At 66.1% G+C, this 18,713-nt stretch carries 25 protein-coding genes and 3 pseudogenes; 10 read left to right on the forward strand and 18 right to left on the reverse strand.

The window, feature by feature from the left end; all coding sequences use genetic code 11:
- The first annotated feature begins 329 nt into the window (after positions 1-329).
- Together ABCR94_RS16915 and ABCR94_RS16920 are read left to right on the forward strand one after the other, a co-directional pair.
- Complete coding sequence (locus tag ABCR94_RS16915) at positions 330-605, forward strand: transposase (protein WP_347120108.1); 276 nt, start codon at positions 330-332, stop codon at positions 603-605.
- Between the two features lie 199 nt (positions 606-804).
- The gene (locus tag ABCR94_RS16920) at positions 805-1,293 is read left to right on the forward strand and encodes a hypothetical protein (RefSeq protein WP_347120109.1); all 489 of its coding nucleotides are present in this window, start codon (positions 805-807) and stop codon (positions 1,291-1,293) included.
- Here ABCR94_RS16920 and ABCR94_RS16925 read toward each other — a convergent pair.
- From ABCR94_RS16925 to ABCR94_RS39110, 6 genes and pseudogenes are all read right to left on the reverse strand, one after another.
- Entirely contained in the window at positions 1,191-1,781 is a 591-nt protein-coding gene (locus tag ABCR94_RS16925) for an IS5 family transposase (protein WP_521977154.1), read from the reverse strand. The two genes, ABCR94_RS16920 and ABCR94_RS16925, sit on opposite strands and share 103 nt — an antisense overlap.
- Positions 1,738-1,887 (reverse strand): hypothetical protein, encoded by a 150-nt coding sequence (locus ABCR94_RS39105; protein ID WP_521977125.1) that lies wholly within the window; start codon positions 1,885-1,887, stop codon positions 1,738-1,740. Before ABCR94_RS39105 ends, ABCR94_RS16925 begins: the two co-directional genes overlap by 44 nt.
- 428 nt (positions 1,888-2,315) lie before the next feature.
- The gene (locus tag ABCR94_RS16930) at positions 2,316-3,266 is read right to left on the reverse strand and encodes a DMT family transporter (RefSeq protein WP_347120110.1); all 951 of its coding nucleotides are present in this window, start codon (positions 3,264-3,266) and stop codon (positions 2,316-2,318) included.
- 80 nt (positions 3,267-3,346) lie between these two features.
- Positions 3,347-4,075, reverse strand: coding sequence for a 2OG-Fe dioxygenase family protein (locus tag ABCR94_RS16935; protein WP_347120111.1), 729 nt, complete (start codon positions 4,073-4,075; stop codon positions 3,347-3,349).
- Positions 4,076-4,098: 23 nt separating this feature from the next.
- Entirely contained in the window at positions 4,099-5,301 is a 1,203-nt protein-coding gene (locus tag ABCR94_RS16940) for an argininosuccinate synthase-related protein (RefSeq protein WP_347120112.1), read from the reverse strand.
- A 766-nt stretch (positions 5,302-6,067) separates the two neighbouring features.
- Positions 6,068-7,130: pseudogene (locus ABCR94_RS39110) on the reverse strand (IS630 family transposase).
- 345 nt (positions 7,131-7,475) lie between these two features.
- Between ABCR94_RS39110 and ABCR94_RS16955 the strand changes: the two are divergent.
- A complete protein-coding gene (locus tag ABCR94_RS16955; RefSeq protein WP_347120114.1) occupies positions 7,476-7,625 on the forward strand; it encodes a hypothetical protein in 150 nt (49 codons plus the stop codon).
- Positions 7,626-7,702: 77 nt separating this feature from the next.
- The gene (locus ABCR94_RS16960) at positions 7,703-7,924 is read left to right on the forward strand and encodes a hypothetical protein (RefSeq protein ID WP_347120169.1); all 222 of its coding nucleotides are present in this window, start codon (positions 7,703-7,705) and stop codon (positions 7,922-7,924) included.
- Between the two features lie 293 nt (positions 7,925-8,217).
- On the opposite strand, the gene ABCR94_RS16965 is transcribed toward ABCR94_RS16960, so the two are convergent.
- Positions 8,218-8,562 carry an EthD domain-containing protein gene (locus tag ABCR94_RS16965; protein WP_347120115.1) on the reverse strand — a complete coding sequence of 115 codons (345 nt, stop codon included), beginning with the start codon at positions 8,560-8,562 and terminating at the stop codon, positions 8,218-8,220.
- 110 nt (positions 8,563-8,672) lie between these two features.
- On the opposite strand from ABCR94_RS16965, the gene ABCR94_RS16970 reads away from it, so the two are divergent.
- A complete protein-coding gene (locus ABCR94_RS16970) occupies positions 8,673-9,155 on the forward strand; it encodes a MarR family winged helix-turn-helix transcriptional regulator (RefSeq protein ID WP_347120116.1) in 483 nt (160 codons plus the stop codon).
- Positions 9,156-9,231: 76 nt separating this feature from the next.
- Here the strand turns inward: ABCR94_RS16970 and ABCR94_RS16975 are convergent, their stop codons facing one another.
- The gene (locus ABCR94_RS16975) at positions 9,232-9,450 is read right to left on the reverse strand and encodes a hypothetical protein (protein ID WP_347120117.1); all 219 of its coding nucleotides are present in this window, start codon (positions 9,448-9,450) and stop codon (positions 9,232-9,234) included.
- Here ABCR94_RS16975 and ABCR94_RS16980 point away from each other — a divergent pair.
- Entirely contained in the window at positions 9,449-9,982 is a 534-nt protein-coding gene (locus tag ABCR94_RS16980) for an SMI1/KNR4 family protein (RefSeq protein ID WP_347120118.1), read from the forward strand. The genes ABCR94_RS16975 and ABCR94_RS16980 overlap by 2 nt on opposite strands.
- Before the next feature lie 28 nt (positions 9,983-10,010).
- Here the strand turns inward: ABCR94_RS16980 and ABCR94_RS16985 are convergent, their stop codons facing one another.
- Positions 10,011-10,160: a hypothetical protein gene (locus ABCR94_RS16985; RefSeq protein WP_347120119.1), complete on the reverse strand. Its 150-nt coding sequence runs from the start codon at positions 10,158-10,160 to the stop codon at positions 10,011-10,013.
- Positions 10,161-10,562: 402 nt separating this feature from the next.
- Between ABCR94_RS16985 and ABCR94_RS39115 the strand changes: the two genes are divergently transcribed.
- The gene (locus ABCR94_RS39115) at positions 10,563-10,736 is read left to right on the forward strand and encodes a PQQ-binding-like beta-propeller repeat protein (RefSeq protein ID WP_521977156.1); all 174 of its coding nucleotides are present in this window, start codon (positions 10,563-10,565) and stop codon (positions 10,734-10,736) included.
- A gap of 22 nt (positions 10,737-10,758) precedes the next feature.
- On the opposite strand, the pseudogene ABCR94_RS16990 reads toward ABCR94_RS39115, so the two are convergent.
- Positions 10,759-11,660, reverse strand: a pseudogene (locus ABCR94_RS16990) (IS3 family transposase); the annotation flags it as partial.
- Positions 11,661-11,723: 63 nt separating this feature from the next.
- Between ABCR94_RS16990 and ABCR94_RS16995 the strand changes: the two are divergent.
- Positions 11,724-13,300: pseudogene (locus tag ABCR94_RS16995) on the forward strand (ISAzo13 family transposase); the annotation flags it as partial.
- A gap of 160 nt (positions 13,301-13,460) precedes the next feature.
- Here ABCR94_RS16995 and ABCR94_RS17005 read toward each other — a convergent pair.
- Genes ABCR94_RS17005 through ABCR94_RS17030 form a run of 6 tightly spaced genes read right to left on the reverse strand, consistent with a single transcriptional unit; the run spans position 13,461 to position 16,289 of the window.
- Entirely contained in the window at positions 13,461-13,601 is a 141-nt protein-coding gene (locus ABCR94_RS17005; protein ID WP_347120121.1) for a lasso RiPP family leader peptide-containing protein, read from the reverse strand.
- A gap of 13 nt (positions 13,602-13,614) precedes the next feature.
- Complete coding sequence (locus ABCR94_RS17010) at positions 13,615-14,094, reverse strand: DUF6463 family protein (protein ID WP_347120122.1); 480 nt, start codon at positions 14,092-14,094, stop codon at positions 13,615-13,617.
- Complete coding sequence (locus tag ABCR94_RS17015) at positions 14,091-14,600, reverse strand: DUF2867 domain-containing protein (protein ID WP_347120123.1); 510 nt, start codon at positions 14,598-14,600, stop codon at positions 14,091-14,093. The genes ABCR94_RS17010 and ABCR94_RS17015 overlap by 4 nt, the downstream gene beginning before the upstream one ends.
- Before the next feature lie 5 nt (positions 14,601-14,605).
- Positions 14,606-15,169, reverse strand: coding sequence for a TetR/AcrR family transcriptional regulator (locus tag ABCR94_RS17020; protein ID WP_347120124.1), 564 nt, complete (start codon positions 15,167-15,169; stop codon positions 14,606-14,608).
- The gene (locus ABCR94_RS17025) at positions 15,124-15,507 is read right to left on the reverse strand and encodes a hypothetical protein (protein ID WP_347120125.1); all 384 of its coding nucleotides are present in this window, start codon (positions 15,505-15,507) and stop codon (positions 15,124-15,126) included. The genes ABCR94_RS17020 and ABCR94_RS17025 overlap by 46 nt, the downstream gene beginning before the upstream one ends.
- A gap of 38 nt (positions 15,508-15,545) precedes the next feature.
- Positions 15,546-16,289: a hypothetical protein gene (locus tag ABCR94_RS17030; RefSeq protein WP_347120126.1), complete on the reverse strand. Its 744-nt coding sequence runs from the start codon at positions 16,287-16,289 to the stop codon at positions 15,546-15,548.
- A gap of 28 nt (positions 16,290-16,317) precedes the next feature.
- Here ABCR94_RS17030 and ABCR94_RS17035 point away from each other — a divergent pair, with 28 nt between their 5' ends.
- On the forward strand, positions 16,318-16,605 hold the full coding sequence (locus ABCR94_RS17035) for a hypothetical protein (RefSeq protein ID WP_347120127.1): 288 nt from the start codon (positions 16,318-16,320) through the stop codon (positions 16,603-16,605).
- A gap of 387 nt (positions 16,606-16,992) precedes the next feature.
- Here the strand turns inward: ABCR94_RS17035 and ABCR94_RS17040 are convergent, their stop codons facing one another.
- Positions 16,993-17,532, reverse strand: a complete 540-nt coding sequence (locus ABCR94_RS17040; RefSeq protein WP_347120128.1) for a hypothetical protein — start codon at positions 17,530-17,532, stop codon at positions 16,993-16,995.
- A gap of 330 nt (positions 17,533-17,862) precedes the next feature.
- Here ABCR94_RS17040 and ABCR94_RS17045 point away from each other — a divergent pair, with 330 nt between their 5' ends.
- Positions 17,863-18,372 (forward strand): hypothetical protein, encoded by a 510-nt coding sequence (locus ABCR94_RS17045; RefSeq protein WP_347119640.1) that lies wholly within the window; start codon positions 17,863-17,865, stop codon positions 18,370-18,372.
- On the opposite strand, the gene ABCR94_RS17050 is transcribed toward ABCR94_RS17045, so the two are convergent.
- The coding region (locus ABCR94_RS17050) for a transposase (protein ID WP_347120129.1) at positions 18,320-18,713 on the reverse strand (394 nt) is incomplete at its 5' end. The two genes, ABCR94_RS17045 and ABCR94_RS17050, sit on opposite strands and share 53 nt — an antisense overlap.

Below are 18,713 nucleotides of genomic sequence, written 5' to 3' on the forward strand. Positions count from 1 at the left end.
CCCAGTTGGGGCACCTGACGATGCCTACGCAGTACTGAGTGATCACGCCCTTGTCATGGTTGTCGCGGAGCATCTTCTCGTTGGCCGTCAGTAGAACCTTGTACTGCTTGACGAGCCTGCAGACGCCGTCGCGGCACTTGCACCGGCGGGTCGGGGCGCGTTGGGCGGCCGGGTCAATTACGCGGTCTGCGGCGGCTCCCTGTAGCTGAGGGCCACTTCGCCTTCCTGTGCGCCGCGAATACGAAGCAGCCATCTCGGTTTGGCCTGTGCACCAGGGTGAGTCTCCCCTCGTAGCGTGGAGTCCGTGACTGTAGGGGAAGTTGAGAGTCATGGCGCAGAAGTGTCGGGTGTTCGCGGCTGAGTTTCGTGAGGGGGCAGTACGGGTCGTGACGGAGACGGGGAAGCCGATTCCTGAGGTCGCGGATGATCTGGGGATCAATGAGACGACGCTGGCGAGCTGGGTGTCTCGGGCCACGTGTGCCGAGAAGGGCCAGTCGGCCGGCGAGGCCGAGGAGATGGCCCGGCTGCGGCGGGAGGTCGCGCAGTTGAAGAAGGACAACAAGGAGTTGGCGATGGAGCGTGATGTCCTCAGAAGCTGTTGTTGAACCGGATGTGAGCGTTGAGTTCCTGCTGGTCAGGCATGGTTTCAGCCGGGGTGATGGATGGTCTCGACGTTCTGTTTCCGCTAGATCATCGAGGGGTGCGCGATGGCGTCGATGCTGGGGTTGCTGGAGGCGCGGGAAACGGTTGCCCGTGAGCGGGTGGAGGACCTGCGGGACGAGGCGGCCCGTTCGGCCGCGGCGCTTGGAGGTCGCCGAGATCGAGTGGGACCGGCGGGTGATCGCGCGCGAAGAGCTCGTCGACGCCCTGGCCGCGTCTGCCGAAGCGACCACCGTCGTGACGGAGGCCGAAGACGAGGAAGTGCCTGCTCCTGTGTCCGCGTCGGTGCCGGGAGCGGTCGTGCCGCCCTGGCGGGAGGGGCTGTCGGTGTCGGTGCTCTCGCTGGACAACCAGCGGATCTTGAACGTGCTCCAGGACCGGCCGGGTCACGAGGCGGTTCGGGCCAAGGACATCGCGGCGGCACTGGGCATCGACAACGCGGTCGCCGCGAAGGTCGAAGGGGTGCGGTCGAAGGCCAAGCGCCTGGGCGAGCGAGCGCGGGTGGTTGCTCCAGGAGGCGTCGGGGGCGTTCAGTGCCGGCCGTCGGCTCGTGGCCGGGCCAGCCGGCGGCTCATCCGCGTGATCATCGAGAACAGGATCATCGCCTCGCTGGTCACGGTCAGGGTCTCGTAGTCCCGGCACAGACGCCGCGAATGGATCAACCACGCCAGCGTGCGCTCCACCACCCAGCGTCTCGGCAGCACCACGAACCCCTCCATGTCGTCGGTGCGCTTGACGACTTCGAGAGCGAAGGCGAGTTTCTGACGGCACCAGTCGACGAGTGGGCCGGTGTAGCCGCCATCGGCCCAGATGAGGAAGATGTCCCGGTGAAGGCTCCGTAGTCGCAGAAGCAAGGGCACGGCCGCTTCGCGGTCGCCCACATTCGCGGCGGTCACCGCGACGAGAAGGAGCAGGCCGAGGCAGTCTGTGATGATGTGCCGCTTGCGGCCGTTGATCTGCTTGCCTCCGTCGTAGCCGCGTGAGCCGGCGGGCACCGTCGCGGCGGCCTTCACCGACTGCGCGTCGATGATCCCGGCCGTCGGCTGTGCCTCGCGGCCCTCGCGCTCCCGGACCCGGTCACGCAGCCGGTCGTGGAACTCGGTGATCAGCCCGGTCCGCAGCCAGCGGCGGAAGAAGGCGTAGACGCGGTCCCAGCCGGGGAAAGTCCACCGGCATCGACCGCCAGGAGATCCCGCCCGCGACCAGGTAGCGGATCGCATCAAGCATCTGCCGGTGGCAGTACCCTTCGGGCTGCCCGCCGCGGTGTCGGCGTACGGACTTAAGTCCCCAGTCCCGTACCTTTCTTCGTCCCCACCTGTCAGGCCACGTCCGTCTCGCGCTCGATGGCCTGGAGGCGGTTCTTCAGCCGGTAGCTGGGGCCGTTGATGGTGCTGGGATGACGCTCCCGTGCTCGGATAGCCCAGTTCGCCAGGACCCCCCGCCCCGCCCATCACAGATGAGGATCAGTCGACCCCCGGCCGGACTGAGAGAGGGGGCACGGCGCGAAACAGCGTGTTCACAAGCCCGTTGACATCACTCACGCAATGTCAACGGCGTCAGTGGCCCTCCGTCACCACCGCAAGTGAAACAGACAGATTTGTTCGTTTCACAGTCCCGGCGATGGCGGGCGGGCTCAGTGGGGGCACCAGGGATGTTCACACGGGCTCTTTGATCAGCTCCTTGCCGTGGGAGTTGGAATGGTCGGGCGCTCCCTTGTGCTCGGCAGCGCGGCGACCGAAGAAGGTACCGACCAGGATGAGGACGGCGCCGACGTATCCGAGGCCGCCGAGTTGGTCTCCAGCGAGGGCAATGCCCACGACCGCCGCCCAGAGGGGTTCGGTGCCCAAGAGCAGGCTGACCCGTGACGGTGACGTCTGGCGCACGGCCCACAGCTGGATGAAGAAGGCGAAGAGGGTGCACGCAAGTGACAGGTACAGCACGTTGAGCCACTGCCCGCCCGTGAGGGTGGTCGCAAGCTGCCAGGGCGGGGTCCCGACGAACGGCGAGAGCAGGGCGAAGACGACCACTGCCGTAGTCAACTGCATGAACGTCAGGGCACCGTCATCGGTCTCCCGCACGGCCGGCAGTCTGTGGATGACCAGGACGTTGGCTGTACGGGCGAGGGCGGCGAGCAGCATTAGCAGGTCGCCGAGGGAGGGGGCCGTGAAGCCGGCTCCTTGGCTGAGCAGGGCAACGCCGAGCAGGGAGAGGGCCGCGGCGATGAGGAAGGCCCGGCTGGGCAGGGTGCGGTTGAGGCAGCTCTCTGCCAGAGGGGTGAAGATGATGGTGAGACTGATGATCAGTCCGGCGTTGGTCGCCGACGTGTGGACGACGCCGTAGGTCTCCAGCAGGAAGATGGCTGCGAGGATCAGACCTAGGACGGTTCCGCCGCCTAGCTCGCGCAGTGTCAGTCGCCGGAGTTTGCGACGGACTGCGATGCCGAGCACGGGGATGGCGATGAGAAAGCGCAGCAGGAGCAACGCGATCACGGTGGCTCCACTGGTGATCTCCTTGGTAGCCAGGTAGCTGGAACCCCAGACGATGGCGACTACCAGCAGGAGGGCGTCGATCAGCCAGGCTCTACGGGAGCTGAGTTGAGCAGACATGGGACTCCCTTGGGTACGCATGTGCGGTGGGCGCCGGTCGCCGAAGGGGCGGAGTAGGCAGCGCCCACCGCAGGGGTAAATCAGCGGGCGGTGTAGGCGATCACCAGGACGTCGCGGTGCGCGGGGGAGCCGGCGTCGACGGGTTGGATCGGAGTCACCGAATGCAGTGTCCGCCGATCGTCGCCAAGCAGCAGGTCCCCGGGATCAGCGAGCGTGGTGCTCAACAGGAGTTCGCCCTCGTTGCTGTAGACGGAGCTTTCGCCCCCAGTGATGTTGAGCCTGTTGATGAGGAGCGAGGTGATGAAGGTGACACCGTCGCGGTGGCGGCCCTCCGGGGCGGGCTGCCCCACCTCGGCGCCAGCGGTGATCCGATAGGGGTGGAGTTTTACGTTCCAGCGCTGCGTGCTGTCGACAGCGCTGAAAGTCCTGCCGAGGGTGACCAGCAGTTCGTGCAGCAGAGGGTCTGTGACGAAGGCGTCGGTGAGCGGCTCGTACATGCGGTCGACGCCGCCGTTGAGCGGGTTGACGTGGCTTTCCTGCCGGTAGGGCTCGTGAGGCAGGAGGGAGAATGCACCCGAGCTCGGGTGCAGGTCGTACTGCCCAAAGCGGCGGTAGCGGTAAGTACCGCCGTCAGCCATGAAGTTGTCAAGCTTCAAGTCTTCCCAATTGAGCGCGAAACGCGCCCAGTCAGCGTGGGTGACGCCGAGAATCCGCGAGAGTTCGTCGGCGGCCAGCAGATGGCCACCAATGTCGCTGAGAGCGTGCACGGCCGGAGCGGCGCCGACAGTGGAAGTGGTGATGTCAGACATTGCAATTCCTTTCGGTCGGCGGGTCAGGTAAAGGCGGGCTCAGGCACGGCGTATGCCGCGGCTTCGAGAGCGATGGCATGTTCTTCCCACCTCTCGCGGTTGCGTAGATAGAGGGGGCGAGGCGCGACTATTGCACGCGTCTCCGCGCTACCCACACGCAATTGCCAGGTGACCGACCCAGTAGTACGCTCGGCGCACGTTGCTATGAACTGCTGCGCTGCTGAATGGAGTTCGCCGAACCAGCGGCCTTCGAGCGCCTCCCGCACCCAAACCTGCTCCAAGTGCTGCTTCTCGCGAATCAACTCGGAGTCCAGGCAGGCGGCCTCTATGTGCCGGTAGGACGCCAGGAGGAGCCAGGCCGCAGGCATTTCTCGGATCTCCAGCACCTTCTCGCCGTGATCCAAGTGCTCAAGGCCGGAGTACCGGCCGAGCCCATAGACTCCCACGCGCTCATTGAGATCCGCGATCAGTTCGATGAGCGGAAGCCGCACTCCGTCGACAGTTACGGGGCGGCCTGCCTCGAAGGAGACCGAGAGGGTTTGAGGAGCAGCCTGGAAATTTAGCGCGCTCCAGCGGTACATGCTGTCGGGAACGTCGTGGTTCTCGGGGTCATCAAGGATTCCGGACTCGAACTCGCGGCACCACAAATTCGAGTCACCACTAACCGCACGACCGTGGAGGAGGTCGACGCCAGCGGTCTGCAGTGCGCGGAGCTTGTCGTCTCGATTGACGGGATCGAGATCGTATGGGCTGCCGTACGCGCCGCGGTAGTCCAGCAGACTCAAAGCCCCGTTGAGTCTACGCAGGGTGTTCTGAGAGCGGTTGGCGGTGTGGATGACCCCTTGGGCTCCGAGGGTCTGGGCAAGCTCCACCGCAGCCTGCGCAATGAGCGGTCGACTCAGCGTCGAGCTGACCGGGTGGCCGCCCAGGTACACGGCCTGGGCGGCTATCGCAGGAGCGACGAAAGATGTCGCGAACTCTTGCTGTCGGTCGATGATGTGGAGCTTTACCCCGAGGGAGTCAGCAATTTCCTGCTTGTGTGCGCTCGACTCGTCCTCGCCCAAATCCACACTGACCGCATGGACGTCGGTCATGCCCAGCTCCCGAAGACGCAACAGCAGGTAGGAACTGTCGAGCCCACCGCTGAACAACGTCACAATCGGCAGAGCCGGATTTAGATTACTTTCGATTTGATGAAACGAACGGATGGTGGGTGGCGTATGCACGCGGTCCCCCAGAGAAAGTGGAGGTCGATCAAGGTTCGTCGAATTTCGCGGCCACCCCGTTGTGGCCGAGTCATTTGAAGATCGACTCGGGGACCGAACGCTAAGCGTAACCATTGAGGGACACAATGTGATCCCACTCACAGCGGTCGGATTCAACTCCGAAGTCACCACGGCTGCCCCCACGACGCCGACACTCGCCTGGGATCCGATACGCGGCTGACACTTCAGGTCGTGGCGCACACCGAGATCCCGGCAGCTCTCATTTTCGCTGGTCAGGGGCACTTCGGGCGGACGTTCGTCACCTATCGTGCACACGTCCCGATGAAAATGTCAGGCTTCGACTCAGCTGGGCGGCGCGGGCTCAGCCCAGACACGATGACGATCGGTGTGCACCGATGGCCAGCCCGTCCCGCCTCGCTTCATCTCGCATAGTGATATACGCATGACCAAGGAGTGAGATGGCCTGGGGCTCGCTTAAGAACTCGGCGGCCGCCGGCATCTCCTCACTCGGGATGCCGTTAGCCTCGAAATTTCGTGATTGGCCGCCAACCAAAGCTGGCGGCCAATCACGAAATTTCGAGGCTAACATGCTGCTGTCAGCACGCGATGGAAGGATGACTCGGCTGGCCTTCGTGCGATGCCCGCGTCAGCCGGGAGACATACTGCGGGGGATTTTGACGAATCAGGAATCCGAGCTGTGCCGGCACTGTGGAGAGCCGATCACTACTGAACTTGAATTTGTGATGTCGGCCTCGGCCTGATCGTGTCAGCTGGTCAGGGTCAGGCCGGTGCCTATGAGGCAGCCGTGGATGAGGTCTGGTCGGTACTGGGTCTTCTTGAGACTGCGCTTCACGGCGGCGGCGAGCTGGTCGAGGTTCGCGGCGGCGAGGTTGCCGATCGTCCGTTTCACCAGAGACCAGATGCCTTCCTGCGGGTTGAGGTCAGGTGCGTAGGACGGAAAGTGGAGAACGGTCAGCCAGCCCTCGTTCGCTGCTATGAACTCCTTCATCTGCGGCATGAGATGGGTACGCAGGTTGTCCCAGACCAGGACGACAGGGCCTTTGAGCTGGTTGTGCGCCCGCACGATGAGGTCGCGGTAGTCCTGCCAGGTGAAGCCCTTGGGTTCGCCCTTGCGGCCCCGGTGGACGCGGAAGCTGTAGATCAACCGGGAGCGGTCTCCGGGGCGGAAACAGACCATTCCCGCCATCGAAACCCGGCCTGAGCCCCGTCCCCGGACGCGCACGACCGGCGTGCGGCCGATGCGGCCCCAGGTCCTCGCGCGTGGCGGCCTCAGCGACTGACTGGCCTCGTCCTCGCAGACGATCCAGGCCCTGCGGACCGCCGCCGTGCTTTTACCTGCGGCCATGCCTCCTTCTTCCACAGCTCCACCGCTCCGTCGTCGCGTTCGATCGCCCTGCGGGCCGGCTGCTGCCAGGACCAGCCATGATGTTTCAGTAGCCGCCATGTCCCCTCAACCGTGTAGCTGACGTGGAACAACCGCCCGATCAACGTCTTCACCCGCGCCAGCGTCCACCGCTGATCCGCCCAGCCATGAGCAAGCGGACCACGCTCCAACTCCCGCTCAAGCTTCGCTATCTGACCTGCGGAAAGCCTCGGGCGTCCTGGCGAGCCCTTCGACCGGACACCCTCCTCGCCAGACTCCCGCCACTGCCGGCGCCAACGCTCCACGACCGCTCACTCACCCGCAGCGTGGCCGCGATCTCCCTGTTCTTCGCGCCACCCTCGAAGCGCCCGACCGCCTCCAGCCGGACCCGCTCCCTCGCCGCCCTCTTGGCATCGGTCAAGCCGCCGCCCTGCGCATATCTCACACCCCACAGCTACCGACCGACCCAACTGCTGTCAGGCGAACGGCCCGACATCACCCAATCAAGTTCAGTAGCTGCGGCTCGTCCCATATCGCCCCAGCTTGAGCGGCAACACGGCGGAGATTCTCGCAACGGTGTTCCTCTATTGACCTGGTGGCACGGCATACCCGAGCGGCTCTACGAGCGGGAGCCTTCAGCGTGAGGGGTTGCGCTCAGCACGCCGGGGACAGGCGAGCGGACTGCCCCACTGCCGGTTCGTTTCCCGCCCTTCGCGCACCCGTGGTGAGTTGGGCGCATGACAGACGCGCCACCGGCCTGCGAAGTCTCAGGGGGCGGTGAGGTGCGGCGGTGAGTCTGGGAGTTGCTCAGTGGTCGGGGCGCAGGCGGATGTACGGGGTGGTGGTGTGGCGTCCGGTGGTGGTGACGGTTCATGTGTCCGATTTGCTTTCGAATGGCCAGTTGCTGTCATTGCTGGTGCTGGATCTCGAAGTGGGGTGACGTCGGCGGGAGTTGGTCCGGTGTGTTGTCGCCGGTGGTCTGCCGGACCCTTGCCCGTGAGAGATCCGGTGACGGCCATGCCCACCGCGACGATCGGCCACATAACCCGCGAGCTCTACGAGCAGATCGTTGCCGACGACCGGGAACTGGTCGGGCAGATGCAGCGCATCCAGTTCACCATCGGGGACCACGCGCTGGAGATCGAGCCGATGCGGCCGGTCGGCGGCGCCCATCCGGTCCCCGGCGAGGAGCTGCTCAGCGTCGAAGCCTCGTTGCAGATCTACGCCGGGCGGGTGTAGTCGTCGACGACTACACCGCCCGGCCGGACGCCGGATGATGACCGCCGACCTCCGCGCGCTGTACCCGCGCGACACCGAGGACCAGGCCGTGCTGTGCCCGCTGACCGGCAACCGGTCCGCTTCGCCGTATGAGCGGGCCCTCAGCACACCGTTGTCGTGCCCGCCGCTCCGAGGTCCCGCCCGGATCGGAAGGCCGGCCGGGGCAGGCGTGGCCCGGGCGGCCTGATCGTCAGGTCGCCCGGGACTCGTTCTGCGCGATGCACCTGGCGGCGAGTCGTCGCCGACGGCGGTGCTCAGCCGAAGATGGGGCTCTCGGTGGCGTAGAGGAAACGGGTCTTGGAGCGGTCGAGGAAGTTCTCCTCGTCCGCGGCGACGGTTGTGGTGTAGGTCTCGGAGGTGAACCAGCGGGCGGCGTCGGCGATGCCGTCGACCCACACCTCGGCGACACCGTCGTAGACGGCGGTGCTTATGCCGGGGATCTCGTCGTCGGTGGGCAGCAGCTGAACGTAGCGCCGGACCGGGACCTCTCCGCCGGGCAGGCTCGAGAGCAGCGGGGTGTGCTTTTGCGTCCAGTAGTCCACGAAGTCCTCGTGGGAAAGGTCTGCCCGCCGGGTCAGGAATATGCTGAGTTTGATCACAGGGGACTCCTTGAGGCTGTCATTCACTTGCCTGGGCAACTCCTAAGGTAGACGACGCTGACTTGCCCAGGCAACAGATACCTCTTGCCTGGGCAAGTAGGATGGATCACATGGACGAACCGTCAGCGTGGCTCGACACTGAGCAGCAGGAACTTTGGCAGGACCTTCTCACCGTCGTGATCGCGCTGCCTGCGGCCTTGGACCGTCAGTTGCAGCGCGACGCGGGTATCTCGAACTTCGAGTACGGCGTGCTCGCCCGGTTGTCGATGGCGCATCAGGGCACCATGCGGTTCAGCGAGTTGGCGCGGGACTGCAACAGCGCTCTCCCGCGGCTGTCGAAGCTGATGGACCGCTTCGAGGCGCGAGAGTGGATCGTTCGGCGAGTTGACCCGAGCGACGGTCGCTACACCCTGGCCACGCTGACCGACAGGGGTCGGCAGAAGGTGGCCGACAGCGCGCCGGGGCATGTCGCGCAGGTGCGCCGACTCGTGTTCGAACCTCTGACCGCCGCACAGCGCCGCCACTTCGGCGCGGCACTGTCCAGCGTCGCCGAGACCGTTCGGTGGGAGGCCCCCGGCAGGCCCACCGGGTAAGTGCGTTCACCGCCGCTCGGCGCGCGGCCGAACCACCGGTCACCGGCATGGGCGCGCGTGTCGGCGGTGGCCGCGGTCAGGGCAGCAGCAGTACGACGCCGGCCGCGGCCATGACCGCGGCGGTGGCGCCGTGGATGCCGTAGTACGCCTTGGCGGTCCGCCGTTGAGCTTCGTGATGAGCGCGTCGCCGAGCGCTATCAGGGAGCCGGCCAGCATCATCTACCCCGCCACCCGCCCCTGTCGGCCACCCCTGAAGCAGATCAATGGAAGCCACCGACAGATAGGGCACTCGCATGAGCACCTCCCTCTCGCGCCTCATCCAGCTTGTCCCGCCGCCGCCCGAGCCTCAAGAGAAGGACTGGGATGCGGTAGCAAGCGAACTCAGGACAGAACTCCCGTCAGATTACAAGGAGTTCATCCGCACTTACGGGGGCAGCAACTGGGACGACTACCTCTACGTCCTCGAACCTGGCTGCCCCAATGACAACTACGACCTCATCGCATGGGAAGACCAGCAGACTGAGGCCCTGCACGGGCTGTGGGAGTTCGAGAAGAAGTCGACCGAGCTGGCAACGGAGGGAACCCGCGTCATCCCCTGGGCGACGACGGACAACGGAGAGTGCCTGTACTGGCTCGTCCGCCCGGGGCAGAGTCCGGACCAGTGGACCATCATGGTGAACGAAGCCCGCGGGGACAGCTGGGAGCACTTCTCCACCACCTGCACCCAGTTTCTCGCGGCCGTTCTCGACGGAGAGCTGCAGTCCAGCATTCTCTCGTCCCGCTTCCCTCTTGCTGCTCACGAGTTCCGTCAGCTCCGTCCGGTATAACCAGAACTGCGCAGCCCGAGGGTTGCCCTCAGGTCTCGGGGATGCTGCCGTGCTTGGCCTGCAGCTTGGCGAAGACCTCGTAAAGCTTGGGCTCCCTGTTGGGCAGGCGCCGGTCGAGGGCTTTCTTCCCGGCCTTCGAGCGCCGCTGGGTCGCACTCTCCAGCACCTGGCACGACACCCACGCCTGATACCCACCCGCGCGCCGCGTGGAGCATGCGCACCTTCCCGAGTGCCCCGTGCTGGGCGACCTGTTCGCCGGCGTCCCGCTGCGCACGGCTGTATCTGGCCACGATCTGCACAGAGAAGAGCTCGGAGGTCCACGCACTGCGCAGCGCTCCCGATGCAACCGTTCACCTCGGATGCAGCGGTGGCATTTCTCCCCCGGTCGCGGGGCCGTTTCGGCTCCAGCGGTGGCGGATGGCGGCGTGTACGTCAGTAGCGCATCCGAGGTATACGGCCTGGACGCGCTCACCAGGCAGCAGCGGTGGAAGTCTCCACCGGCCAGAGGTGGATCGAGACCACTCCTCCAGCGGTGGTGGGCGGGGTGGTGTACTTTCTGAGCCAGTCACGCGGCGGCCACGTGTACGCGCTGGACGCGCTCGCCGGGCGCGAACTGCGGAAAATCACTACCGGTGCCCCGTGTCCGCATCACCTCCGGCCGTGGTCGACGGGCCGGTGTACGTCCCCAACCAACGGGGGGCTGTGTGCCCTTGACGCCGCCACCGGAAAGCAGCGGTGGGAGTTCGGGCCTTGACCCTGAATCTTGAACACGTCCATGCGGCTTGGGCCAGGGTAGTTGCTGCTGCTTGGAAGTCGTTCTCGTAGGCGATCGGAGACCGCTGTCCGAGGTGGGAGTGCCGGCGTCGGGTGTTGTATCGGGTCAGCCAGCGGAAGGCGTCGAGTCGCGCCTCAGGCCCGTTCGACCAGCCTTTGCGGCCCTTGAATGTTTCCCTCTTGAAGGCGGCGTTGAAGCTTTCCGCGGCGGCATTGTCCGCGCTGGACCCGACCGAGCCCATGCTCTGCCGGACCCCTGCTGACCTGCATATTTCAGCGAAGGCCGGACCGTATATTGCGAGCCGTGATCGGTGTGCATCACCGCTCCGGCCAGGCTCCCGCGGGTCCGCTCGGCTGCCGCCAGGGCGTCGGTGACGAGCTCGGTTCGCATGTGGTCGGCGATCGCCCACCCGGACAGCCGGTGCGATGCGAGGTCGATGACGGTCGCGAGGTAGAGCGGCTTCGCGCCGCTGACCGGCAGATACGTGATGTCGCCGACGTACTTCGTGTTCACCGCGGCCGCGGTGAAGTCACGGCCGATCAGATCCGGCGCCTTCGGCGCCGTCTGGTCCGGGACGGTGGTGCGGTGCCGGCGGCGCAGACGGACTCCCTCGAGCCCGATGGTCCGCAGGATCCTCGCGACGCGCTTGTGGTTGACCACCGGGCCGCCCTCGTCACGGAGCTCGGCGGTGATTCTGGGGGCTCCGTAGGTGCCGCCGGAGTCCTGGTGGACCTGGCGTATCCGGGCTGCGAGCCGGGCCTCGACGGTCTGCCGGGCCGTCCGCGCGGCCGCGGTGCGGCGCCAGTAGTAGAAGCTCGAGCGGGAGATCCCGAGAATGTCGCCGAGCCGCTTCACGCCGTGACGGCGCTGGTAGTCGTCAACGAACTGGCAGCGGTTCAGGAGCCGTAAATCAACTACTGCCTGTTCCGCTGCGGTTGTCGTACCCGGGGTGGTAGACGAAGTTGTATGGGGATTTCTGGGGACGCGCTGGCGGTGCTGGACGTGAAGTTCGCCGCGGTGCTGCCGCATCTGGACGAACGTCAGCGGCGTTTGTATCTGGCGTCTGAGGCGAACGCATTGGGGCACGGCGGTGCCGTGGCCGTGTCCAGGCTGGCGGCGGTGTCGGAGTCGACGATCGCGCGGGGACAGGCCGAACTCGCTGACGGGAACGTTTCGTCGGGGCGAGTGCGCAGACCAGGCGGAGGTCGCAGGTCAGCCACCGAGCGTGATCCCGGTCTCCACCCGGCTCTGCAGGCGTTGATCGAGCCGCGGGAGCTCGGCGATCCGGTCTCGCCGTTGCGCTGGACGACCGCCTCGTTGCGTGATCTGGCCCGGTGGCTGACTGCGGACGGTCACCCGGTCAGTGCGCCGGTAGTCGGCGGACTGCTGCGGAGGATGGGGTTCAGTCTGCAGGGCATGGCCAAGACCCGGGCCGGCCGTCAGTCGCCCGACCGGGATGCCCAGTTCCGGCACATCAACGCGGCCGCCGGGCGCTTCCTCGCCCACGGTCTTCCAGTAGTAAGCGTGGATGCGAAGCAGAAGGAGCCGATCGGTGACTTCGCCCGGCCCGGCCGCACCTACCGACCCAAGGGCCAGCCAATCACCGCCCCGGACCACGACTTCATCAACCCCGACACCCCGTTCACCATCCCCTACGGCATTTACGACCTGGGGCGCGACAGCGGCTGGGTAGACGTGGGCACCGACCGAAACACCGCCGCCTTCGCGGTGGCGTCCCTGCGCCGCTGGTGGAAGGTCCAAGGGCGCCTCGACTACCCCAGCGTGGACCGCTTGCTGGTCACCGCCGATTCCGGAGGGGCCAACTCGTCCGACTCCCGCCTGTTCAAGACGGGGCTGGCCGACTTCGCCGACGAGTGCGGACTGAGCATCACCGTCATGCACTTCCCGCCAGGTACTTCAAAATGGAACAAAGTGGAACACCGGCTGTTCTCCCGGATCACCCACAGCCTGCGCGGGCAGCCTCTGACCAGCTACGAAGTGCTGCTGGAGAGCATCTCAGCCACCCGCACCAGCACCGGACTGACCGTTCATGCCGCACTGGACGAGAATACGTACCCCACCGGCCGAGTGCTCACCCGAGCTGAACGCAAGAGCGCCGAGCGGCGGGTCCAACGCGACGAGTTCCACGGCGAGTGGAACTACGCCATCGCCCCGCAGGACCTCGACCAGCAGCTTCCGGAAGATCTACTCGACGAGTCGCGACCTCCGGTCCCGGCCGAGGCCACCTTCCTCCTCACCCACCCCGCACTCACCGGCATGCCCCGAGAACAGTTCGAACAGCTCGTGCTCCAGCTCGAACCGTGCCAACAGGTCCTGACCGAAGCCGAACGCCAGAGCGCAGGCAGCGACGGCCGCGGCCGCAACCCCGGCTTCGGCACCCTCGATCACCGTCGCGCAGCCCGGCTTCGCCGATGTCGCACTCGCCGATCACCGCGAGCGTCGACGCGCCCTCGCTCCCGGCTCGCACCCGGCCTGACGCCCATCCCGCGGTCCACACCGCGTCCAGGCCGGGTACCGCCCGGTCCGCGTGCGCCGTCGCGTCCCGGCCTTCGTGTCCCCGTATCGTCCCGCGCTCCATCGCATCGACTTCTCCCTCGCCGCCGGTCGGGCCCGGCGCCCCTGGTGACCGGGGACCGGGGATACGTGTTCTCGCCCGGTCCCCGGCAGACGCTGACCCTGGGGTCAGGAGGTCTTGTACTGGGTGTCGTCGGAGGTGTCGAAGGTCTGCGTGCCCAGCGTCACCGCGACCACGGCGCCCGCGTCCAGCACGACCGGCGCCTCGTAGCCGGCCGCGACCTCGGTGATCTCGACGTTCTGGTCCATGTCCGAACCTCTTTCACAACGCGTCCCCGGGCGTCCCGTCGACGCCGGTGGACGGCCGTACCTCCCGATGCCCGAGCGACCCCGGGAGCCTTGGGGCCGCAGGGGCCGCGGCGTCGGCTCGGGACGGTCGAGCGGCAATCGCCGCGAGGACACCCAAGGCGATGACCAGTACGGCGCCGGACACGGGCTCGACGACGAAAGCGATGGTCCCGATCGCCAGGAGGTAGCTGCCTACCTGCACGGGCAGGCGTCCCACCTGCCTGACGGTCTGCTGAGCCATCGTCCCGAGCGCGAGCAGACCGATGCCGGTGATCAGGAACCAAAGGTCCCCATGTCGTTCCGCGGCGATGACGTCACTCTGGCCGCGGACGGTGTCGAACAGACCGTCCCTGAGCATCGGCAGCCAGTTGTTCGGGGCGGCGACGGCGTACGCGAAGTGCAGTACAGCGGTGGCGATGATGAGTCGTGGGACCAGGCGTGAAAGTCGGCTCATCCGGGCGACCTCTCATAGTTGGCGACTGCGGCAATCAGGCGCCGCATGATCAGATGATGGAAAGGCCTGATCAGGTTGAAGTAGAGCGGGCCCGTCCAGCGGTGAAAGTGCACGACTGTGAGAAATTGGAACGTATTCTCGGGGCCCGGTCCGGTCCGTTCGCGATTCACGACGAGGTGCACGGTCAAATGCGTGTCGGCGGCCGTGAGCACGACGAATTCCTCTTCGTCAGCGGCAGTCACCGTGAAGAAGGCGATCTTGTCGCCGCTGATGAAACTGAGGCGATCGGGGAGCAGGTCGTCGGTGGCTGTGTCGACGGGGTGGTTGATGCGCAGCATCCGGGCGAGTGCTTTACGGGCGAGGAAGAGCGCTTTCAGCCACCAGGGACGCCAGGACATGACCACGCTCACACATTCCCGAAGGGACATGGCAGCTCGAGCATGTACTTGATCGATGTGGTCGGCCGCTTGGACGTAGCGTTGCAGATCTGCGCGTAGCGGGCTCATCAGGTCTACCGACCCTGCTCGGTCGAAGACTCGCGCGAGTCGGCCGCGATCGCCCGCAAGCAGATTTCCCGGAGATCCTCGGCGGTCACGTAGGCGGCTAGTTGCCGCCCGCCGATCAGGAGCAGGTACAGGGTCTTCGCTCGGGTGAGCGCTTCGTCCGCGGAGCAACCGAACTCGCGCCACAGGCTGGTGACGTAGTCCAGGCGCGCTTGGTCGATGCGATCCTGGACAGCGCGCACGGCTTGGTCTTGCATGCTCCATGCGCGCACCGCTCCTTGAAGTCCCGTCTGGACGCCGGGCTCGGTGGCCAGTTCCACCAACCGTCGCAGTCTGTGGATGGGGTCCTGCGCGCCATCGGTTTCGGCCGCCGCGATCAAAGAAGTGGTGCTTTCCCATTCGTAACGGGACAGCACCTCTCCCTTGAAGGCGTCGTAACTCTTGAAATGGTGATAGAAGGAGCCTTTGCTCAGCCCCAGTTCGGTGGACAAGCGATCAATGGTCAGGTGAGCCGAACCCTCATCGGTCAGCACCGCGACCGCAGTGTCGATCCAGTTGCTTTTACGCGCCATCTCAGGACCGTACCATACGGTACGGTATGGCGATCTAGTGTCCGCCCGCGTTCGGCGTAGGTGAGGGACAGAAGGCCAGCAGAGAAAATGCTGGCCCATGCTGCGCCCAGGACGAAGGGGTTGAGCCGGGCGCCGTGCATGTCGCTGAAGCTCACGGCGCACAGCACAGTCATCACGATGATCGCGGGTGGCAGCACCACTGCTACAAGGGTCAGTGGCATTTTGCGATGTCCGTAGAGGAGGCCGATCACCAGATGGAAGAGGACGATGATCGGGGGCAGGAGCCAGGAAGTTGGTCCGGTGAAGTCGTCGGAGAGGTAGGCGATGCTGCCGGTCACGAAGGCTACGAGCGTCAGGTGGGCGAGTCCCAAGGAGGTCAGGACGGCCCGTGCGACCGGGCTGGTGATCGTGTGGGCATGGACAGTTTTGAGGCTGGGACTGAGGTTGCGGTGCGGTGCGGGAGCGGGGGCAGCGTGGCCGTGTCGACCGGGTCCGCGGTCTGCTCGTCTTCTGGCTCTTCTTCGTTCTCGGTATCGGTGCCCCAGTCCGCTTCGGCTTCCTCCGGGTCGTCGACGTCCTCCTCCAGGTCGTCATCGTCGTGCCGGGCGGAGCCCGGTTCGGGCGGCGGTGGGATCGCGTCGACGGAGTTGAAGTAGTCCTCGAGCCCGGTTTCCAGATGGGTGAGGGAAGCGCTGACGACGCCAGCGGCCCAGGCGGAGGTCTGCAGGTCGGCGTCTGGCTGCTGTGCCTGTTCGGTGATGGCGTCCTGCAGTCCCAGCAACCACGGGCGGGCGACCTCGGGGGCGAGTTCGGCGGCGACGGTCCTGGCCGCCAGGGACAGAAGCTGCTGCGGTGCCGCAGCCACAGCGCGGGCCGCGCCGGCGGCGAGAGCAGGCTGGTCCGGTGTGGCCCGGGCGACGACGGTGAGGCCCTGATGGCGCTGTTCCGCCGAGACAGGAGAACCACCTCGCCACCCGAGCGAATTCGACCGGCTCCTCCTGGATGAACTCGCCGCCGAACCGTGCGCCCTGGTCGTCGACGAAGCGCAGTGGCTGAACCGAGAGACGTTCGAGTACTTCCGCTTCGCCTGGGACAATCCGTACACCCAGATCGCGGTCATTTTCGTCGGCGGAGAAGGCGCCCACACCGTGCTCCGCAAAGAGCCGATGCTTTCCTCCCGCATCTTCATCTGGCAGCACTTCACCCGCCTCACTCCCGAAGAAGTCCAGCAGGTCATCCCGCTCTACCACCCTCTGTGGTCCGACGCCGACCCCGACGACATCGCCTTCGCCGACAGCCGCGCCGCCCACGGAAACTTTCGTAACTGGGCACGCCTGACCGCCCACACTCGCACTGCCCTTGAGCGCACCGGCCGCACCCAGGTCGACCAGGACCTGCTGCGCTGGGCGTTCAGCCGCCTGGGAAGCACGGTGTAGCTCCGCCTGATCCGCCTGATCCACGAAGGCCCGAGCCCCTGCAAATCGTGCTCTTACCGGTCGGACCGCGGAACTGCGGGCCGCGGGCGACGGCCCGGATGGTGGGAGCCGGTGCTGTTCCTGCCCGGTGGAAGGCGAATTCGGCGAGTGCGGCGAGCGGGTGTGGGGATGGATACTGCCGGCGCGGGCCAGCCCGCGCGGCGTAGCCTGCTTGGCTATGAATACTTCTGATAGGGGGCAGGAGGATGTCTCCTACCTTGTACCGCTTTTCGCGGCTGCTGGAGAGTATCGAGACGAGAACCATTTCAGGCTGCTCCCCGAACCTGCGGCACACAGCAGCCTGGCGGCAGACGACGACGCTTAACCTCGATCTTTCGCGGGAGCCCGTCAGTCTGCTGACGGGCTCTTCTTCGTTTGGTGTGGTGGGTGTTGGGGCGTGTGGGCAGGCTGGTGGTCCGGCTGTCGCGTCGGGTTGGCGCCGGGTTCCACGTCACCGGCGGGGTGTGCGGTCATGCGGTCGGAATGGCGGTGCTCACCCGCCTGCAGCGAGAGACGGCGCTGTACTCGCTCCAGCCGCTGTGACGGACCGAGCATCCAGACCGCCCTTGCGCTGTTCTCGAATGCGCCTCGTAGAAGTGAGTACTGGGCGTGTGTGTGCAGGGTGATCGATATTTCGGTGCCCTGTTGATCACCCACCAGCGTGGAGCGATAGCAGTGGCGATGGTCGACGGCCACGCTTAGGGCATTCCAGGCGCTATGAGAGAGCTGGTAGGGGTCCGTCTTGGCATCATCTCCTGCCAGGGAACTCCCCGGGAGGACCTGCCAACCGAGGGAGTGGGACTGGGTGATGGTCTCGTACGGCTTGGCGCGATCCAGCAGCGTCAAGATCTTTCGAAGGTATAGGTCTTCATCTGCCTGGGACGTCACGGCTTGAGGGTACGGGCGACGGGCATGTTCAGGCGTGGCATTTACACGGCCGAGGAAGACAGTGGCCTCGCCTCGATACATGCCCATACAGCCAGTCTGTGCCACAGCAGCAGTCATCCGGCCCTCCGAGGACAATGCAGTACTCACTGCGTCCTGGTGGACACAGTGCGCCACACCACGCCTGAGGCAACGCTCAGAAGCCGTATCTCAACCGAACTTGATCGTTTGATTCGTGCTGGTCAGGCATGGTTTCGCTCGGGGTGAGGGAGGCATGCGACGTCTTGTTTCCGCTTCGTGGTCGAGGGGTGCGCGGTGGCGTCGGTGCTGGGAATGCTGGAGGCGCGAGAGGCGGCTGCCCGAGTGCGGGTGGAGGGTCTGCGGGAGGAAGCCACCCGGGTTGCCGAGATGTTGGAGGCAGCCGAGATCGAGCTGGATCGGCGGGTGATCGCGCGGGAGGAGCTGGTCGAGGCCCTGGCCGTCTGTGCGGCCGAGACCACGGCCGCGACCATGGCGAAGGAGGAAACGGCACCCTCGCTCGCGCCGGCGCCAGGCTCGACGGTGCCGCCCTGGCGGGACGGGCTGCCGGTGACGGTTCTGGCGCCGGACTATCAGCGGATTCTGGGCGTGCTGGAAGAGCGGCGGGGAACGGGGCAAGGACCACTGCGCGCCAAGGAGATCGCGGTGAAGCTGGGCCTTGAGACGACATCGGCGAAGGTCGAGGGGGTGCGGTCGAAGGCCAGACGTCTGGTGGAGCGTGGGTGGCTCCTGCTGGAGGCGTCGGGGGCATTCAGTGCCGGTCAGCGGCCCGTGGCCGTGCCAGACGCCGGCTCATCCGTGTGACCATCGACCACTGGATCATCGCCTCGCTGTTCTCCGGCCGTGTCTCGTAGTCCCGGGCCAGACGGCGGGAGTTCAGCAGCCACGCGAACGTGCGCTCTACCACCCACCGCCTCGGCAGCACCACGAATCCCTCCATGTCGTCGGTGCGTTTGACGATCTCCAGGGTCAGTGAGAGTTTCTGACGGCACCAGTCGACGATGCCGCCGGTGTAGCCGCCGTCGGCCCAGACGAGGGTGATGTCGCGGTGCAGGCGGCGCAGCCGCCCCAGCAGGCCCACGGCGGCGTCCCGGTCGCCGATGTTCGCGGCGGTGACCGCCACGACCAGGAGCAGGCCCAGGCAG

The sequence above is a fragment of the Streptomyces changchenzhani genome, from assembly GCF_039766235.1.
Classification (GTDB): Bacteria; Actinomycetota; Actinomycetes; order Streptomycetales; family Streptomycetaceae; genus Streptomyces.

Excerpts from the sequence above, each read along its gene's own strand:
- ABCR94_RS17015 (WP_347120123.1), bottom strand. The coding sequence starts at position 14,600 with ATGAGCCCGCTACGCGCAGATCTGCAACGCTACGTCCAAGCGGCCGAC.
- ABCR94_RS16980 (WP_347120118.1), top strand. The coding sequence starts at position 9,449 with ATGAGCACCTCCCTCTCGCGCCTCATCCAGCTTGTCCCGCCGCCGCCC.
- ABCR94_RS16930 (WP_347120110.1), bottom strand. The coding sequence starts at position 3,266 with ATGTCTGCTCAACTCAGCTCCCGTAGAGCCTGGCTGATCGACGCCCTC.
- ABCR94_RS17020 (WP_347120124.1), bottom strand. The coding sequence starts at position 15,169 with ATGGCGCGTAAAAGCAACTGGATCGACACTGCGGTCGCGGTGCTGACC.
- ABCR94_RS17030 (WP_347120126.1), bottom strand. The coding sequence starts at position 16,289 with ATGACCGCGATCTGGGTGTACGGATTGTCCCAGGCGAAGCGGAAGTAC.
- ABCR94_RS17005 (WP_347120121.1), bottom strand. The coding sequence starts at position 13,601 with ATGGACCAGAACGTCGAGATCACCGAGGTCGCGGCCGGCTACGAGGCG.
- ABCR94_RS39105 (WP_521977125.1), bottom strand. The coding sequence starts at position 1,887 with ATGCTTGATGCGATCCGCTACCTGGTCGCGGGCGGGATCTCCTGGCGG.
- ABCR94_RS16975 (WP_347120117.1), bottom strand. The coding sequence starts at position 9,450 with ATGCGAGTGCCCTATCTGTCGGTGGCTTCCATTGATCTGCTTCAGGGG.
- ABCR94_RS16960 (WP_347120169.1), top strand. The coding sequence starts at position 7,703 with ATGCCCACCGCGACGATCGGCCACATAACCCGCGAGCTCTACGAGCAG.
- ABCR94_RS17010 (WP_347120122.1), bottom strand. The coding sequence starts at position 14,094 with ATGAGCCGACTTTCACGCCTGGTCCCACGACTCATCATCGCCACCGCT.
- ABCR94_RS16915 (WP_347120108.1), top strand. The coding sequence starts at position 330 with ATGGCGCAGAAGTGTCGGGTGTTCGCGGCTGAGTTTCGTGAGGGGGCA.
- ABCR94_RS16935 (WP_347120111.1), bottom strand. The coding sequence starts at position 4,075 with ATGTCTGACATCACCACTTCCACTGTCGGCGCCGCTCCGGCCGTGCAC.
- ABCR94_RS16970 (WP_347120116.1), top strand. The coding sequence starts at position 8,673 with ATGGACGAACCGTCAGCGTGGCTCGACACTGAGCAGCAGGAACTTTGG.
- ABCR94_RS17045 (WP_347119640.1), top strand. The coding sequence starts at position 17,863 with ATGCTGGAGGCGCGAGAGGCGGCTGCCCGAGTGCGGGTGGAGGGTCTG.